General features: G+C 65.9%; 16 protein-coding genes. 13 read left to right on the top strand and 3 right to left on the bottom strand.

Annotated features, from left to right (window positions below):
* Positions 1 to 133: 133 nt before the first annotated feature.
* Complete coding sequence (locus ACW177_RS05070; protein ID WP_492027541.1) at positions 134 to 2,758, bottom strand: TonB-dependent receptor; 2,625 nt, start codon at positions 2,756 to 2,758, stop codon at positions 134 to 136.
* 216 nt (positions 2,759 to 2,974) lie between these two features.
* Positions 2,975 to 4,213 carry a Na+/H+ antiporter NhaA gene (gene nhaA, locus ACW177_RS05065; protein ID WP_492027540.1) on the bottom strand — a complete coding sequence of 413 codons (1,239 nt, stop codon included), beginning with the start codon at positions 4,211 to 4,213 and terminating at the stop codon, positions 2,975 to 2,977.
* A gap of 226 nt (positions 4,214 to 4,439) precedes the next feature.
* Here nhaA and ACW177_RS05060 point away from each other — a divergent pair, with 226 nt between their 5' ends.
* The 12 genes from ACW177_RS05060 (at position 4,440) to ACW177_RS05005 (ending at position 14,322) form a co-directional block, all read left to right on the top strand.
* Positions 4,440 to 5,897, top strand: coding sequence for a protein adenylyltransferase SelO family protein (locus ACW177_RS05060; protein WP_492027539.1), 1,458 nt, complete (start codon positions 4,440 to 4,442; stop codon positions 5,895 to 5,897).
* 120 nt (positions 5,898 to 6,017) lie between these two features.
* A complete protein-coding gene (locus tag ACW177_RS05055) occupies positions 6,018 to 6,545 on the top strand; it encodes a DUF2975 domain-containing protein (protein WP_492027538.1) in 528 nt (175 codons plus the stop codon).
* Between the two features lie 9 nt (positions 6,546 to 6,554).
* On the top strand, positions 6,555 to 6,776 hold the full coding sequence (locus ACW177_RS05050) for a helix-turn-helix domain-containing protein (RefSeq protein ID WP_492027537.1): 222 nt from the start codon (positions 6,555 to 6,557) through the stop codon (positions 6,774 to 6,776).
* 204 nt (positions 6,777 to 6,980) lie between these two features.
* On the top strand, positions 6,981 to 7,397 hold the full coding sequence (locus ACW177_RS05045) for a DoxX family protein (protein WP_492027536.1): 417 nt from the start codon (positions 6,981 to 6,983) through the stop codon (positions 7,395 to 7,397).
* A gap of 180 nt (positions 7,398 to 7,577) precedes the next feature.
* Positions 7,578 to 8,060 carry a MerR family transcriptional regulator gene (locus tag ACW177_RS05040; RefSeq protein ID WP_492027535.1) on the top strand — a complete coding sequence of 161 codons (483 nt, stop codon included), beginning with the start codon at positions 7,578 to 7,580 and terminating at the stop codon, positions 8,058 to 8,060.
* Between the two features lie 5 nt (positions 8,061 to 8,065).
* A complete protein-coding gene (locus tag ACW177_RS05035; RefSeq protein ID WP_492027534.1) occupies positions 8,066 to 9,850 on the top strand; it encodes an acyl-CoA dehydrogenase C-terminal domain-containing protein in 1,785 nt (594 codons plus the stop codon).
* A gap of 171 nt (positions 9,851 to 10,021) precedes the next feature.
* Positions 10,022 to 11,185: an acyl-CoA dehydrogenase family protein gene (locus ACW177_RS05030; RefSeq protein ID WP_492027533.1), complete on the top strand. Its 1,164-nt coding sequence runs from the start codon at positions 10,022 to 10,024 to the stop codon at positions 11,183 to 11,185.
* 30 nt (positions 11,186 to 11,215) lie between these two features.
* Positions 11,216 to 11,446: a hypothetical protein gene (locus ACW177_RS05025; RefSeq protein WP_492027532.1), complete on the top strand. Its 231-nt coding sequence runs from the start codon at positions 11,216 to 11,218 to the stop codon at positions 11,444 to 11,446.
* A gap of 42 nt (positions 11,447 to 11,488) precedes the next feature.
* Positions 11,489 to 11,743 (top strand): type II toxin-antitoxin system prevent-host-death family antitoxin, encoded by a 255-nt coding sequence (locus tag ACW177_RS05020; protein ID WP_183198520.1) that lies wholly within the window; start codon positions 11,489 to 11,491, stop codon positions 11,741 to 11,743.
* Positions 11,740 to 11,994 carry a Txe/YoeB family addiction module toxin gene (locus ACW177_RS05015; protein WP_492027531.1) on the top strand — a complete coding sequence of 85 codons (255 nt, stop codon included), beginning with the start codon at positions 11,740 to 11,742 and terminating at the stop codon, positions 11,992 to 11,994. The genes ACW177_RS05020 and ACW177_RS05015 overlap by 4 nt, the downstream gene beginning before the upstream one ends.
* Before the next feature lie 4 nt (positions 11,995 to 11,998).
* Entirely contained in the window at positions 11,999 to 12,718 is a 720-nt protein-coding gene (locus tag ACW177_RS05010; protein ID WP_492027530.1) for a 16S rRNA (uracil(1498)-N(3))-methyltransferase, read from the top strand.
* A 242-nt stretch (positions 12,719 to 12,960) separates the two neighbouring features.
* The gene (locus ACW177_RS05005) at positions 12,961 to 14,322 is read left to right on the top strand and encodes a glutamate--cysteine ligase (protein WP_492027529.1); all 1,362 of its coding nucleotides are present in this window, start codon (positions 12,961 to 12,963) and stop codon (positions 14,320 to 14,322) included.
* 3 nt (positions 14,323 to 14,325) lie between these two features.
* Here ACW177_RS05005 and ACW177_RS05000 read toward each other — a convergent pair whose 3' ends face one another.
* Positions 14,326 to 15,069 carry a hypothetical protein gene (locus ACW177_RS05000; RefSeq protein ID WP_492027528.1) on the bottom strand — a complete coding sequence of 248 codons (744 nt, stop codon included), beginning with the start codon at positions 15,067 to 15,069 and terminating at the stop codon, positions 14,326 to 14,328.
* A gap of 115 nt (positions 15,070 to 15,184) precedes the next feature.
* Here ACW177_RS05000 and ACW177_RS04995 point away from each other — a divergent pair, with 115 nt between their 5' ends.
* Positions 15,185 to 16,756 (top strand): ATP-binding protein, encoded by a 1,572-nt coding sequence (locus ACW177_RS04995; RefSeq protein WP_492027527.1) that lies wholly within the window; start codon positions 15,185 to 15,187, stop codon positions 16,754 to 16,756.
* The last annotated feature ends 4 nt before the right edge of the window (positions 16,757 to 16,760 follow it).

The following is a 16,760-nucleotide window of genomic DNA, read 5'->3' as shown; positions in this document are numbered from 1 at the left end:
GGAAAAGTGGCCCCTCGGGACAAGCCCGAGGGTGACGGGTTTAAGAGGCGCCCAAGAAAAAGGGCCGACCGGTTTCCCGGTCGGCCCTTCGTCGTTCCGCTCTGTCAGCCTGGAGGCCGCGGCGGCTGGACGATCAGTATTTGACCTTCAGCGTCACGCCCCAGGTGCGCGGGGCGCCCAGGTAGGCGTTGTAGGTCGCGGTGTCGGTGGCGACATTATAGTAGGTGCCGTTCGCCTGGGGCGTGGTCGTGTTGGTGAAGGCCGTGCCCTGCAGCGGGGCGGCGAAGGCGACCTGGGTGTATTTTTCCTGCAGCAGGTTTTGGGCCCAGATATCGACGGTCCAACGCTCGTCTTCCGAACCGATGGAGACACGGCCGTTGACGACGGTGAAGGCCTCCTGGTCCTTGTACGGCAGCAGGTCCGAGCCGGTGTTGTACTCGGTCGAATATTTGGCCGACAGGTTGAAGCCGCCGCGCAGGCCGCCGCCCAGCGAGCGGTCGAAGGCCAGGGCGCCGGTCAGCGACCATTCCGGGGCGAACGAGGCGCGGGAGCCCGGCAGCAGGGACAGCTGCGGGAAGCGCGCCGGGTTCGACAGGTCGTTGGCGGTGAAGTCGCCGTATTTGGCGTCGGTATAGGTGACGCCGCCCTGGAACATCAGGCCTTCAACAGGGGTGAACCAGACCATGTCGGCGTCGACGCCGCGCGAGGTCAACTCGGGGATCGACTCCACCACGAAGGCGGTGCCGAGGAAGGTGTTCAGCTGGAAGTTCTCGAACTTCTGATCGAAGTAGGTCAGGTTCAACAGCATGGTGCGGTTGAACAGGGTCGTCTTCACACCCGCTTCGTAGCTGTCCACCGTCTCGGCGTCGAAGAACAGCGAGGAGTCCGGCGTCACACCCGTCTGCACCCGGTCCATGTTGTAGCCGGCGCCCTTGTAACCGCGAGCGTAGGAGACATAGCCCATGACGGACGGGTTGAGCCGATAGGACGCCTTGAAGGTGCCGCTGATGTCGGTGTCGCTGAACTTCTCCTGGATGCGACGATTGTCATAGAGCGGGTTCGACCAGGGCAGGCAGAGCAGGCCCAGGGCCGACGTCGGCGTCGCCACCGTGCCAGGCAGGCGATTGGCCGGGTTCTGGTTGGCCAGAGCGCCGCCGCAGGCCGCGCCGTTGGTTCCCAGATTGTCCTGAAGGCCCAAAAGCCGCTTGCTGTCGTAGGTGTAGCGCAGGCCCAGGTTCAGATCGAAGGCCTCGGTCACCCGCCAAGTGTTGTTGGTGAACAGAGCCACCGATTCCGACTTCTGGCTGTAGTGATCCTCATAGGCCTTGCCGGCCGCGAACAGGGGCGCCGAGGCGCTGGGCGCCGTCAAGCCCAGGGCGCAGAGCGGCTGACCCAGCAGCGCGCCGCTGGTTCCGACCGCGAAGCCCTGCGGGTTGGTGAAGCAGCCCGTGCGGGCCGCGCTGGGTCCGCCGAAGGTCGCCGGCACCGTCGCCGTCAGCAGGAGAGAGGCGAAGCCGTTGTAGTCCGCGCCGTAGGAATAGGAGTCGTCGCGATAGACCCCTTCCTTGGTGGCGAACAGACCGACCAGCCAGTCGAACTTGTCGGTCGTCCCGGCCAGGCGGAACTCCTGGGTCAGGTTGTCGACGCCGTAGCCGTTGGACCCGTCATTGGCGCGATAGAGGAGGTCCGCGCCGGTATAGTCGAGGTCCATGCCTTGCTGGAACGACCAGTCGCGCCACGAGGTCTGGGACGTCAGGGTGGCGTTCAGGCTGGGTAGGTCGATGGTGGCTTCCGCCGACAGGCCCATGTCCTCGATTTCCTGGGGCGTCTCGCGGTTCGAATAGGCCGTGCGGCTGAAGGGCACCGTGCCGTAGCCGGCGACCGGCGCGGTCTGGCCGGGACCGTTCGGCGCGGTCAGGGCGGCGATGAAGGCCTGGGTCGGACCGACACGGGTCTGGACGGCGGCGCAGCAGTATTCGTCGCGCTTGGTGTAGTCGGCGATCAGGCGGATCGACACCTCGTCGCTGGGCAGGATCAGCAGCTGGCCGCGGCCGGTCCAGTAGTCCTGATTATTGTCCTCGGTCTGGGTGCGCGGGCCGTCGCCGACGTTGACGTTATAGAAGCCGTCACGCTCGCGGTGCGCCACGAAGATGCGGCCGGCGATCTGGTCGCTGAGCGGGCCCGTCGCCGAGACCGATCCGCCCATGGCGCCATAGTTGCCGGCGGTCAGTTCGGCCGAGACCGACGGATTGAAGGACGGGCGTTCGGTGATGATGTTGATGACGCCGGCCGAGGTGTTCTTGCCGAACAGGGTGCCCTGCGGCCCCTTCAGCACCTCGATACGGCTCAGTTCGCCCAGGTCGCCGAAGCCGACCGAGTTGCGCGAGCGATAGACGCCGTCGATGACCACGCCGACCGAGGACTCCAGGCCGGGGTTGTCGCCGACGGTGCCGGCGCCGCGGATGCGGACCGTGGTCGAGGCTTCGGACTGGGTCGAGGTGACGGTCATGCCGGGCGTCAGGATCTGCAGATCCTTGATGTCCTGCACCCCGGCGCCGTCCAGCACCTCTTGCGACAGGGTGGTGACCACGATCGGCACGTCCTGCAGGCTCTGTTCGCGTTTCTGCGCGGTGACGATGATGTCGTCGATGGTGGCCGGCGCTTCCTGGGCGGCGGCGATTCCGGCAAAGCCGAACACGGCGGCGCCGACGACGGCGGCGGACACAGTGGTCCTGAGATAGCGGTTAGTGTGGCGCACGAAGCGTCCTCCCGGCTCTGAAGCCCGGTCGCGCGGAGCGACCGCAGCGTTTCCTAGTTCCCATTCGGCCCGCCTCTACGTGGAGACGCGCTCAATACGGCAGAGGCTAAGCCCGCTTCGGGCCGGGGTACAAGCGAGCGTTGTTCGCCGCGACGATTTTTCGCCGCAGTTGGCCCTTCCTGTGACTAGGAAGCGACATAAAAGGCTGACGTTGCGTCAGTTTTGACCCGTTCCTGAGCCGAGTGGCTCGATTTCAGGCTTGAGAGCGGCGGGATCGATCTCGCGACGGCGACCGGCAAGCCCCAGCACCAGGGCGGCGGTCACCGCCGACAGGATCGAGCCGCCGATGGCGCCCAGCTTGACCTCGACCTGTTCGGGCGAATCCACGGCGCCGGGGAAGGCCAGGACGCCGATGAACAGGCTCATGGTGAAACCCACGCCGCACAGCAGAGAAACGCCATAGACCTGAAGCCAGCTGGCGTCGGTCGGACGAGCGCCGATCCTCAGCACCGAGGCCAGCCAGGCGGCGCCGAAGACGCCGATCTGCTTGCCGAAGAACAGGCCCAGGGCGATGGCGATGACCAGGGGCGCAAAGGCCTGGTCCATCGACAGGCCGGCGAAGGAGACGCCCGCCTTGGCGAAGGCGAACAGCGGCAGCACCAGATAGGCGTTCCAAGGGTGCAGGTCATGGATCGCCTCCTTCAGCGGGCTCTGATGGTCGTGTTTGCGGGCCTGGATCGGCACGATCATTGCGAAGGCCACGGCGGTCAGGGAGGTGCTGAGCCCCGACAGCACCGTCAGATACCAGACCGCCGCGAAACCAAGCGCCCAGAAGGGCGTCGGAATACGCATCCGGTGGGCGACCACGCCCCCGGCCGCGATCAGGCCCAGGGCCCAGAACAACGGCGTCCAGTTGGCGCCCTCGCTGAACAGGACCGCGATCAGGGCGATGGCGCCCAGGTCATCGACGATGGCCAGGGTCAGCAGGAAGACCCGCAGCGACGACGGCAGTCCCTTGCCGACGAAACCGAAGATGGCCAGGGCGAAGGCGATGTCGGTGGCCAGCGGAATGGGCCAGCCGGCATGTGGCGCCCCCATGGTTCCGGACAGCAGCAGATAGACCGCCGCCGGCCCGACCATGCCGCCGATGGCGGCCAGCACCGGCGTCGCCAGCTTGCGCGGGTCGCTTAGCTCGCCGCGCACGATCTCGTATTTGATCTCCAGCCCCACGACGAGGAAGAAGATCGCCATCAGACCTTCCTTGATCCAGTCGGAGATCGATTCTTCCAGCCGGATCGGGCCTAGCTGGAGCACATGATAGCTCTTCAGCCAGGCGAAATAGTCCGCCGACCAGGGCGAGTTGGCCACGATGACAGCCGCGATGGCGGCAAGCGCCAGGGCCGAGCCGGAGGCGGCCTCGGTCTTGAGGAAGTCGAGAGTGAATTTGCGCGCCACGGCGGCCTCCAGTCGAAAGGATGAGCTGTCGTGACGCCAGGTTATCGACGGGCGTCGGACCGGATTCGTCGCTTCAAAAAAGACGACGCCAGCCTGGCCGCAGGGCGCGACCTGATATCTGCGAACAATAATACGGAGGCGCGCGGGAGGTTCAATCAAAACCGTGGCCATATTCGCTTTCTAAAAGCAGGTTGCGAAACCCGACCGGGCGACGCACCTAGCCTCCATGCCCCCCTCTCCCGCCTACCGCCCCGAACCGCGCGTCTTCGATCTGGGACCGGATTTCGCCGACGCCGTCGCTGCGGCGGACTTCCCCCAAACGCTGCTGCGGTTCCGCAATGATCGGGCAGCGGCGGAGGTCGGGCTGGAAAGCCTGAGCGACGCCGAATGGATCGACGCCTTCGGCCGGTTCGCCCCCCTGCCCGGTCAGCCCGGCCCGCTGGCCATGCGCTATCATGGGCATCAGTTCCGTCAGTACAATCCCGACCTGGGCGACGGGCGCGGCTTCCTGGCGGCGCAGATGCGCGAAACGCCGCGCGCTCAAGCAACGAGCGACCGCGTCGCGAGTGATAGCGCCCCAGGTCGACTTCTCGACCTGGGAACAAAAGGCTCAGGCCAGACGCCGTGGTCGCGCGGCGGCGACGGGCGGCTGACGCTGAAGGGCGGGGTGCGCGAGGTGCTGGCCGCGTCGATGCTGGAGGCCCAGGGCGTGCCCACCAGCCGGGCCTTCTCCCTGATCGAGACCGGCGAGGCGCTGGAGCGCGGCGACGAGCCGTCGCCGACCCGCTCGGCCGTTCTGGTGCGCCTGTCCCACTCCCATATTCGGTTCGGGACCTTTCAACGCGCGGCCTATCTGGGCCGCGTGGATCAGATCGAGGCGCTGATCGAACACGTCCGCAGCCTGTATCACCCGACGGTCGCCGCCGGGGACGCGCCCGGCCTGCTGCGGGCCATCGTCGAGGCCTCGGCGAAGCTGACGGCGCGCTGGATCGCGGCGGGCTTCGTCCACGGGGTGCTGAACACCGACAATCTGAACGTCACGGGCGAGAGCTTCGACTATGGCCCTTGGCGCTTCCTGCCGTCCTATCAGCCCGGTTTCACCGCCGCCTATTTCGACCAGACCGGCCTCTACGCCTTCGCGCGCCAGCCCGAGGCGGTGTTCTGGAACCTGACGCAACTGGCCGGGTGCCTGAAGTTGGTCGCCGAGGCCGAGCCCCTGACCGAGGCCCTGAATGGTTTCGGACCCGCCTATATCCGCGAACTGCGCGCGGCCTTCCTGATGCGGCTGGGCGTGTTGAGCCTGGGCGAGGCGGCGGACCAGAGGCTGGTCGACGCCACCCTGGCCCTGTTGCGGGAAGGCGGCGAGGCCCTGCGCTGGGAGCCGCTGTTCTTCGACTGGTTCGGGGGTTTCGCCTCGTCCGCCCGCGCCCTGTCGGGGCCGCGCGCCAAACTGTACCAGGGCGAAGCCTTCGACGCCTTCCGTTTCGCCCTGATGGAGCACGAGCCCGACCGGATCGAACGGCTGGAGCATCCCATGTTCGCCGCCCGCGAGCCGGAGGAGACGCTGGTCGACGAGGTCGAGACGATCTGGGCCGCCATCGACGCCGGCGACGACTGGACGCCCTTCCAGGCCAAGCTGGCCCGTCTGGAGGCCGCGCGCACCGCCTGGCGCTTCACCGCCTGAGCCGAACCTTACGAAAGCTTCATCTCGTTTATCGATAATTATCTTGTCTGCTTATCGATAAATCCATATCGATAGTCGCCAAGGGCGTCGCGGAGGACGCCCCACATGGAGGGCTATCGGATGAAACTCGTCGGCAAATATTCGGCCGCCAGCGCGCTGCGGTGGTGCCTTGGCTTCCTGAATGTCTTCGTCATGTTGGCGACCGTGGCTGCCGGCGGCGCCCTATTGATCAGCCTTGTCTCGCCCGACTTCGCCGCCGGCTTGATCGACGGCTTGAGGGACGCGCCGAGCGACCCGAGGCCCCCTCTCGGCCTGGCCGAACGCCTCACCATTCTGGGCGGCTTCCTTGCCTGCGGCTTCACCTGGTGGATCATCAACCGTCTGCGCCGCATTCTGCTGTCGGTGAACCAGGGCGACGCCTTCGAGTTGGCCAATGTCAAACGGCTCCAGGCCGTCGGCTTCGGCCTGCTGGGCATCCAGCTGACCGCCCTGATGCTGGTCTTCGTCGCGCCCCAGGCCATCGGCCAGTCCGCGATCGACTATGACTTCGACCTCGGATCCTGGCTGGGGATCCTCGTGGTCTTCATTCTGGCCGAGGTCTTCCGCCAGGGCTCGGCCATGCGCGACGAACAGCTGACCACGGTCTGAGGGCGCGCCATGATCATGATCCAACTGGACCGACTGCTGCTCGAACGCCGCATGTCCCTGACCGAGCTGTCCGACCGCGTCGGCGTGACCCTGGCCAATCTGTCGATCCTCAAGACCGGCAAGGCCCGCGCCGTCCGCTTCTCCACCCTGGACGCCCTGTGCCGCGAGCTGGACTGCCAGCCCGGCGACCTGATCGTCCAGACGCCGGGGCCGCAACCGGACGAACCCTGATCCGTCGAAATATCCTGAGCCCCCATTGCCGGGGCGGCGCGAATCGGGCCACTCGCGCCGCCCCCTGAAACATAAAGTCATCAGCTGATGTCATCGATTGATGTCATCGCCTGATGACAAACGCGGAAAGGGTTGCTACATCCCATCTTGCGAACGGAGCCGCTTAGTCCGACCTCGCAACTGTTCCCAACCAGGCCTTTTCCGATGTCCACCACCCACCTCTCCGTCGCCCAGACCCGCAGTCACGCCGCGTACAGGAACATCACCCTGTGGACGTTGCAGGGCTGGGTCGCGATGTTCTTCATCGCCGCCGGCTACGCCAAGCTGACTGAGCCGATGACGAACCTCATCGCCCTGATGGGTTGGCCTGCCCTCGCGCCCGAAAACATGGTGCGCGGCGTGGGCGTGATTGAACTGGTGCTGGCCCTGGGCCTTTTGGCCCCTCTGATCTCGTGGCGGGTTGGTCGCCCCCTGCTGCTGACCGCCGCCGCCGGACTGGTCGTGCTGGAATCGACCATGCTGATCGTTCACGCGCTCAGCCAGGACATCGGCCTGGCCGTCGTCAACCTCATTCTGCTGGGTCTCACCCTTCCGGTGTTGCTGGGCCGCCGCGCGGCCTGACCCACTCATAAAGATCGATCGCCGGACCCCTCCCCCCCCTGTCCCGGTGTGTCGCGCCCGGAGCCTTCTCCCCCCAGGCTCCGGGCTTTTCTTTGCCCGCTCCCCAGCGCTCTCAGGACGCTTACCCTTACGCGCACGTAAAGCCTTTCCTTTACGCGCACGTAAAGTTATGGTGCCCGCATGGCCACCGCCGACGATCACCGCACCTATTCCATCCGCCAGCTGTGCCGCGAGTTCGACGCCACGGCCCGCGCCCTCAGATTCTACGAGGACAAGGGCCTGCTGACGCCGGCCCGCAAGGGTCAGACGCGCGTCTATGACGCCCGCGACCGCGCCCGGCTGAAGCTGATCCTGAGAGGCCGCCGCATCGGCTTCACCCTCCAGGAAATCCAGGAGATGCTGGACCTATATGACCGCAAGGATCACAACGTCCACCAGATGGCGGTGGCCCTGCGGCGTCACCGCGCCCAGATCGCGGCGTTAAAACAGCAGCTGGAGGACATCGAGGGCGCCATCCAGACGGCGGAAGACGCCTGCGCCTGGATGGAGTCAAAGCTGGGTGAACATCGCCCGGACCTGCTGCCCGGCGCCGAAGACTATGAGAAGCTGCTGCGCGCGCGTCTCAACCACGACCACCACCACCCCTTCAAAGCGAGAGCCTGACCCCCATGGCCTACAAGTCGCCCGTCCGCGATTTCACCTTCATCCTGAACGAGGTGCTGGAGATCGATCGCTACACCAACCAGCCCGGCTTCCAGGACGTGTCTTCGGACCTGGTCAACCAGATCCTGGAAGAAGGCGGCAAGTTCGCCGACGAAGTCATCGCCCCGATCAACAACCCCGGCGACAAGGAAGGCTGCCACTGGTCAGAGGGCGGCGTCGTCACCGGGCCCAAGGGCTGGAAGGAAGCCTACAAGACCATGTCGGAAGCCGGCTGGATGGCGCTGGCGGCGGACCCGGCCTACGGCGGCCAGGGCATGCCCAGCATAGTCTCCTCGGCCTTCGGTCAGATGACCGCCGGCGCCTCGGCGGCCTTCTCCATGTATCCGGGCCTGACCGCCTCGGCCTATGCCGGCATCCGCGCCAGCGCCTCGGACGAGATCAAGGCCAAATACCTGCCCAAGATGGTGTCGGGCGAATGGTCCGGCACGATGAACCTGACCGAGCCCCAGTGCGGCACGGACCTGGGCATGGTTCGGACCAAGGCTGTGCGCAACGACGACGGCAGCTTCTCGATCACCGGCCAGAAGATCTGGATCTCGGCGGGCGAGCACGACTTCTCGGACAACATCATCCACACCGTCCTGGCCCGGATCGAGGGCGCGGTTCCGGGCATCAAGGGCCTGTCGCTGTTCGTCGTGCCAAAATATCTGGTCAACGAGGACGGCTCGCTGGGCGAGCGCAACAGCCTCGAATGCGCCGGACTCGAGCACAAGATGGGCATCCACGGCAACGCCACCTGCGTCATGCAATATGACGGCGCCAAGGGCTGGCTGCTGGGCGAAGAAGGCCGGGGCATGAACAATATGTTCGTGGTCATGAACGAGGCCCGCCTGGGCACCGGCCTGCAAGGCCTGGCCATCGGCACCGCCGCCTATCAGGCCGCCGTCGAGTTCGCCAAGGACCGCCTGCAAGGCCGCAGCCTGACCGGACCCAAGAACCCGGAGGGCCCCGCCGATCCGATCATCGTCCACCCCGACGTGCGCCGTATGCTGCTGGAGGCCCGCGCCTTCGTCGAAGGCGGCCAGGCCTTCATCCTGTGGACCGCGCTGCACGCCGATCTGGAGAAGTCGGAAGACGAGGCCGTGGCGACCAAGGCCAAGGATTACATGGGCCTGCTGACGCCGGTGCTGAAGGCCTATCTGACCGACAAGGGCTTCCACGTCGCCTCGCTGGCCATGCAGGTTCACGGCGGTTCGGGCTATACCGAACACTTCCCGGCCAGCCAGTATCTGCGGGACGCGCGCATCACCATGATCTACGAGGGCGCCAACGGCATCCAGGCGCTGGATCTGGTCGGCCGCAAACTGCCCGCCAACGGCGGCCGGGCCATCATGACCTGGTTCGGCGAGATCGACGCCTTTGTGGCCGAGAACGGATCCAACGAGGCGCTCAAGCCCTTCGTCGACGGCCTGGCCGACGCCAAGAAGAAGCTGCAGGAAGGCACCATGTGGCTGATGCAGAACGGCATGGCCAATCCGGACAACGCCGGCGCCGCCTCGACCGACTATCTGAACGTCTTCGGCCTGACGGCCCTGGCCTATATGTGGGCGCAGATGGCCAAGGTGGCCCAGGCGCAGGTCGAGGCCGGCTCGACCGACCCCTACTACGCCACCAAGCTCCAGACCGGCCGCTATTTCGTCGAGCGCATCCTGCCCGACGCCGGCGCCCACCTGGTCAAGATGAAGACCGGCGCGGACGTGCTGATGGCCATGCCGGCCGAGGCGTTCTGATCTTACCCGTCACCCTCGGGCTCGTCCCGAGGGCCCACGGCTCCGCCGCACGATAAGGGACCGTGAGCACGACGACCTGAACTTCGCACCCCTCTGCTCGTGCGGCGGATGGGTGGGTCCTCGGGACAAGCCCGAGGATGACGACCATAAAAAACTTCAGGGACGAAACCGATGAACGTGCTGGGCAGCCCCGACCCCGATTTCATGCGTGAAGAAGAGATCACCCTCTTCTCCGACAGCGTCGGCAAATGGATCGACGAGCACGCGCCGCCCGAGAAGGTCCAGTCCTGGATCGGCAACTCGAGCGTGCCCCGCGACCTGTGGACCCAGGCCGGGGCCGACGGCCTGTTGGGCCTGTCGATGCCGGAAGAAGACGGCGGCATGGGCGGCGACTATCGCCATGAAGTCGTGCTGATGCGTCAGCTGGGCTGGAAGGGCGCGGACCATTTCGGCATCAGCCTGCACAACGCCATCGTCGCCCCCTACATCTGGCACTACGGCACGCCGGAGCAGAAGGCGCGCTGGCTGCCACGGCTCCAGTCCGGCGAACTGGTCGGCGCCATCGCCATGACCGAACCGGGCGCGGGCTCGGACCTGCAAGGGGTCAAGACCACGGCGGTCAAGTCCGGCAACGGCTATGTCGTCAACGGCTCCAAGACCTTCATCACCAACGGCCAGCTGGCCAACTTCATCATCGTGGTGGCCAAGACCGACCCGGCCGAGGGCGCCAAGGGCACGTCGCTGATCGTGGTCGAGACCGATGGGGCGGAAGGCTTCGAGCGCGGCCGGAACCTGCACAAGATCGGCATGGAGGGGAACGACACCTCCGAACTGTTCTTCAATGACGTGAAAGTCCCCGGCGACAACATCATCGGCGGGGCCGAGGGCCAGGGCTTCGTCCAGCTGATGCAGCAACTGCCCCAGGAACGGCTGAACATCGCCGTCCAGGGCGTCGCGGCGGCCGAGCGCGGACTTGAGACGACCCTGGCCTACGTCAAGGAACGCAAGGCCTTCGGCAAACGGGTGATCGACTTCCAGAACACCCAGTTCAAACTGGCCGAGGTCAAGACCAAGCTGACCGTCGCCAAGGTCTTCGTCGATCACTGTATCGGCCTGCACCTGAAGGGCCAGCTCGACGCCGCCACGGCCTCCATGGCCAAATACTGGGTCACCGACATCCAGGGCGAGACCATCGACGAAATGCTGCAACTGCACGGCGGCTATGGCTATATGAACGAATACGCCATCGCGCAGCTGTACAAGGACGCGCGGGTGCAGCGGATCTACGGCGGGACCAACGAGATCATGAAGCTCTTGATCGCGCGGACGTTGTAGCCATTTCCCCATCAAATCGGGGATGTGACGATGATGGAATGGATCGCTGCGGCGGTAGTGCTGATCGCGGCGCTATTACTCATGCCCACGTTGGTGGGCGGCATGAAGAGCCGCAGAAAAGGCCTGACGTCCAGCGGTTTTGGCAGCGCCTTGCTAGAACTACAGAAGATTGTCAGCCCGTCGGCGGAGCGATTGGTGGAGGCGCAGCGCACCAAGACGCCGGAAGAAGCGGGACAGGAAGGGGCGCGGGGTGACGATTGACGCCGCCTTGCCGGATCGTACAATATTCTGTACATCTCAATCATGAACGCGATGTCCGTCACTGAACTCCGCAAGAACCTCGCCTCGGCCATCGACCGGGTGACGGCGGACCACGACTACACCATCATCACCCGGGAGGGCGGCAAGCCGGCGGCGGTGTTGATGTCCTTGGAGGATTTCGCCTCCTGGCAGGAGACCGACTATCTGCTGCGCAGCCCGGCCAATCGCAAAGAGCTGATGGCGTCCATCGCCGAGCTCGAAGCAGGCGGCGGTGAAGTGCGCGAGCTTATCGAGTGAATGTCGTCTTCTCTGGCCGCGCTTGGAGCCAATATCTCCACTGGCAGGAAACCGACCGAAAGATTGTCGCCAAGATCAACGCCTTGATCAAGGAATGCTCCAGAACCCCGTTCACGGGATCGGGCCTGCCCGAGCCGCTGAGAGGCGACCTGAAGGGGTGGTGGTCCAGACGCATCAACCAGGAACATCGCCTCGTTTACCGCATGACCGAAACCGGCTTGGAAATCATCCAATGCCGCTACCACTATTGAGCCGATGATACGTTTGCACGTGAAGGCCGCATTGGCGGCAGGATCCCCCGTCGCCCCCACCCTCGACCAGTCGCGCTATCTGACCCAGGTAATGCGGCTGAAGCTCGGGGATGAACTGCTGGTCTTCAACGGCCGCGACGGCGAGTGGCGCTGCACCATCGCCGAGGTGTTGAAGAAGGGCGTGATCCTGCGGGCCGAGGCGCAGGTGCGGCCCCAGACCTATGGTCCGGATCTGGAGCTGATCGTCGCGGTGGTGAAGAAGGCCCGCGTCGAGACCATCGTCGAGAAGGCCGCCGAACTGGGCGCGCGCCGGGTTCGGCTGGTCCTGACAAAACGGACCAACGCAGACCGCATCCGCCTGGACCGGCTGGACGCCATCGCCGAGGAAGCCGCCGAACAGACCGGTCGTCTGGACGTGCCCCCCGTCGATGATCCGGTGAAGCTGGACGCCATGCTGGACGGATGGGAGGCGGGACGCCGGCTGATGTTCTGCGACGAGACGGGCGGCGCGCCGGCGATGGCGGCTTTGCGCGACGCCGGTGAGGGTCCGTGGTCCATCCTGATCGGCCCCGAGGGCGGTTTCTCGCCGGAAGAGGGCGAACGGCTACGGTCTCTGCCCTTCACCACCGCCGTATCGCTGGGCCCGCGCATCCTGCGCGCGGATACCGCCGCCATCGCCGCCATGACCTTGTGGCAGGCGGCGGTGGGCGATTGGGAAAAATAGGCCTTCTCCTGGTGGAAGAAGGTGGTCCGAAGGGCCGGATGAGGGTCGGGCGGTGGGCCAAGTCGCACGCCGCAACCCTCACCCTTTCGCGCAAGGACGACCGCTGCGCGCTCGTGCGCTCAAGCCCTCTCCCGACGGGAGAGGGAAGAACTCATAGGTCACCCCCTTGAGCCGGACCTCATCCTCGCCCATCTAGCCGCGACACACGGTCGCTCACAGATGCGCCGGAGGGGATCTGACGCATGACCGACAACGCGCCTCTGAGCCGGGATGTCCTGATCGAAGCCATGTCCAAGGGCGCCAAGCCCAAGGACCAGTGGCGGATCGGCGCCGAGCACGAGAAGTTCGGCTTCGACAAGACCACCCTGGCCCGCCCCGCCTACGAGGGGCCGAACGGCATCAAGGCCATGCTCGAAGGGCTGCAACGGTTCGGCTGGGCGCCCGTCGAGGAGAACGGCGTGCTGATCGGGCTGGAGCGCAGGAACGACGAGGGCTTCATCGCCTCGGTCAGTCTGGAGCCCGGCGGCCAGTTCGAACTGTCCGGCGCACCGCTGAAGACCATCCACGACATCTGTTCCGAGACCGGCCAGCACCTGATGGAGGTCAAGCAGGTGGCCGACCAGCTGGGCGTCGGCTTCCTGGGCGCCGGCTTCGACCCGCTGTGGACCCGCGAACAGGTGCCGGTCATGCCCAAGGGCCGCTACGACATCATGCGCGCCTATATGCCCAAGGTCGGGAACCTGGGCCTCGACATGATGCTGCGCACCTGCACCATTCAGGCCAATCTGGACTTCGATTCCGAAGCCGACATGGTGGCCAAGTTCCGCACCTCGCTGGCGCTGCAACCGATCGCCACCGCCCTGTTCGCCTGTTCGCCCTTCACCGAGGGCCGGCCCAACGGTTTCCTGTCGGCGCGGGCCAATGTCTGGACCGACACCGACGCCGACCGGACCGGAATGCTGGGCTTTGTGTTCGAGGACGGGTTCGGCTTCGAGCGCTATGCCGACTATGCGCTGGACACGCCGATGTATTTCGCCAAGCGCGACGGCAAATATGTCGACGCCTCGGGCCAGTCGTTCCGCGACTTCCAGGCCGGCAAACTGCCCGCCCTGCCCGGCGAATATCCGACGATCAAGGACTGGAACGACCATCTGACCACCCTCTTCCCCGAGGTGCGGCTGAAGGCCTATCTGGAGATGCGCGGCGCCGACGGCGGCCCGTGGAGCCGGATCTGCGCCCTGCCCGCCCTGTGGGCCGGCGTCCTGTACGACGCCCCTTCGCTGGCGGCGGCCTGGGACCTGGTCAAGGACTGGGACATAGCCGACCACGAACGCCTGCGCCGCGACGTCACCCGCCTGGGCCTGAAGGCCGAGGTGGCGGGCCGCAGCGTGCGCGACATCGCGGTGGACCTGGTGAACATCGCCAAACAGGGGCTGAAGAACCGCGCGCGCTTCTCGGGCGGCATGGTCGATGAGCGCGGCTATCTGTCGGAGCTGGAAGACATCGCCGACAGCGGCGTCACCCCGGCCGAGCGGCTGCTGGACCTGTATCACGGCGTCTGGCAGGGCGATGTGAAGCGGATCTACGCCGACTTCGCCTACTGAGGCCTAGGGGACCGTATAGTCCGAACAGTCCGGTAGAGGCCTATCCGCGCGATAAACGCCCGCCGCCGCATCGAAGACGAAGCGGCGGCGATAGCTGCATTTCTCGTCCCGCTCCGCCACCAGATCGGCCTTGGTCAGCGGCGCCTTCTCCAGCGAGTCCTCTGACCGCGAAACCCCGCGCGGGAAGGCGGTGGCGACGGTCTCATAGTCCAGCACCGGCCAGCCGTCCGCACCGCCCGCCGGCGTCAATGTGGCGTCGAAACTGTATTCGTCGTGGCAGGCGCCGGCGCGCTGTTTCATGTCGGCTTCGCTGAAACAGGCGCGGATCATCAAGGATCCCCGGATCGGCACGATCAGGACCGGCGCGGGGCCTGCATCACCGGCCGCGTCCAGCCGATAGAGACGCAGTTCCGACGCCTGGCCGCCCCCGCCGGAATACATGCTGCTGGACCCCATCTCCACCCCGGCCAGGAAGCCGCCGTCCGCCAGCGTCACCAGGCCGGTCCACGGCTGATAGGTTTCGACCTCGCCCCCCGCCGCCACGTCGCCCGCCGCCCCATCGCCCAACGCCCTGAAGACCGGCGTAACGACGACCTCGCCCTCGCGCGTCTGCCGGCTCAGGCCGACGCACCGGCCGCCATCAGGCGTGCAGGCGCGGTCGTCGGTCAGGATCAGGTTTTCCAGCAGACCCGCCGAGCCTTCGGCAGCAGTCTGGAGGGCGGCGAGCATCAGCAGTGTGGCGATCATGGACCGACACTAGCCGAGGCGACATTTGAAACCAGTTCAAACATCCTTGCCCACGCAAAGGCGGCCTTAACCGATAGGGCTTACGCGTCGTCGCACTTCGCGAGAGATTGCCCCAATGATCAGTTCGTCCGCAGAGGCGCTGTATCCTCCACCGACCCCAGTGAATCTGGACACCTTCTTCGAGGTGTCGCTGGACCTGTTGATCGTGCGTGACGTCGGCGGCCCCGTGCTGAAGGCCAGCCCGTCCTGGTTCACCGTGCTGGGTTATCGACCGGAAGAACTGTTGGGGGTCATGCTGCCCAGCCTGATCCACCCCGATGATCTGGAGTCCACGCACAAAGCCATTCTGGAAGTCACCCATCGGCGTCCCGGCGATCCGGTTATCGGCCAGGTCAACCGCTATCGGCACAAGGACGGTTATTACGTCACCCTGGAATGGCGCGCCCAGCGGTTCGGCGACCGCATCTACGCCGTCGCGCGCGACGTGACGGCCAAGGTCGCCGCAGAACAGGCCCTGATCGAGGCCAAGGCCGCCGCCGAGGCCGCCAGCCGCGCCAAGTCCGATTTTCTGGCCAATATGAGCCACGAGATCCGCACGCCTCTGAACGGGGTGATCGGCATCATCGACGCCCTGTCCCGCACCGCCCTGGACCCCGCTCAAACCGAGATGGTCAGTCTGATCCGGGCGTCCGGGGTCACCCTTGAACGGCTGGTGTCGGACATCCTCGACGTCTCCAAGATCGAGGCCGGAGAACTGACGCTGGAGACCCGTGCGTTCGACCTGGACGAAGCCCTGGACACGCCGCTGGAGGTGACGCGCCTGCGCGCCGACGAAAAGGGCCTGACATTCGACGTCACCCGCGACGCGGAAGCCCGCGGCGTCTTCGTCGGCGACAGCACCCGCATCCGTCAGGTGATCGGCAATCTGCTGTCCAACGCCGTGAAATTCACCCATCAGGGCGGCGTCACCGTCCGCATCACGCTGGGCGAGGACCACGACGGCCTGTGCCATCTGATCGTGGACATCCAGGACACAGGCGTAGGCTTCGACGCCCAGCACGCCACGCGACTGTTCGACCGCTTCAGCCAGGCTGACGCCACCATAACCCGCCGGTTCGGAGGCACGGGCCTGGGCCTGTCGATCTGCCGCGCCCTGGTCGAGATGATGGGGGGACAGATCATCGCGGATTCCACACCCGGCCTCGGAAGTCGCTTCAAGGTCGAGATCCCTGTGGCCCGCAGCACCTCCCTGTCCGACTATGTCGCCGGCGAACGCGCCAAGGCGGTCGAGGTCGCACGGCCGATGCCCACCATCCGGGTGCTGCTGGCGGAAGATCACCCGACCAACCAGCGCGTGGTTCAGCTGATCCTGGCCGGGCACCCGGTGGAACTGATCACGGTCGAGGACGGCGCCCAGGCCGTCGCCGCCTTCGAGGCCGGCAGCTTCGACGTGATCCTGATGGACATGCAGATGCCGGGCATGGACGGGCTGACGGCGACCCGCAAGATCCGGGCCCTGGAGGCCGAACGCGTCGCCAACACCCACACTCCGATCATCATGCTGAGCGCCAACGCCATGGCCCAGCACCGCGATCAGGCCATGGAGGCCGGCGCCGACATCCATGTGCCCAAACCCATCACCGCCGCCAGTTTGCTGGCGGGCATACAGTCCGTGCTGACGGCGTAACGGG

It is taken from the genome of Brevundimonas sp. AVps23W, from assembly GCF_058681395.1.
Note: the sequence above shows the minus strand (reverse complement) of the source record. Positions and strands in the feature narration are given on the sequence as shown.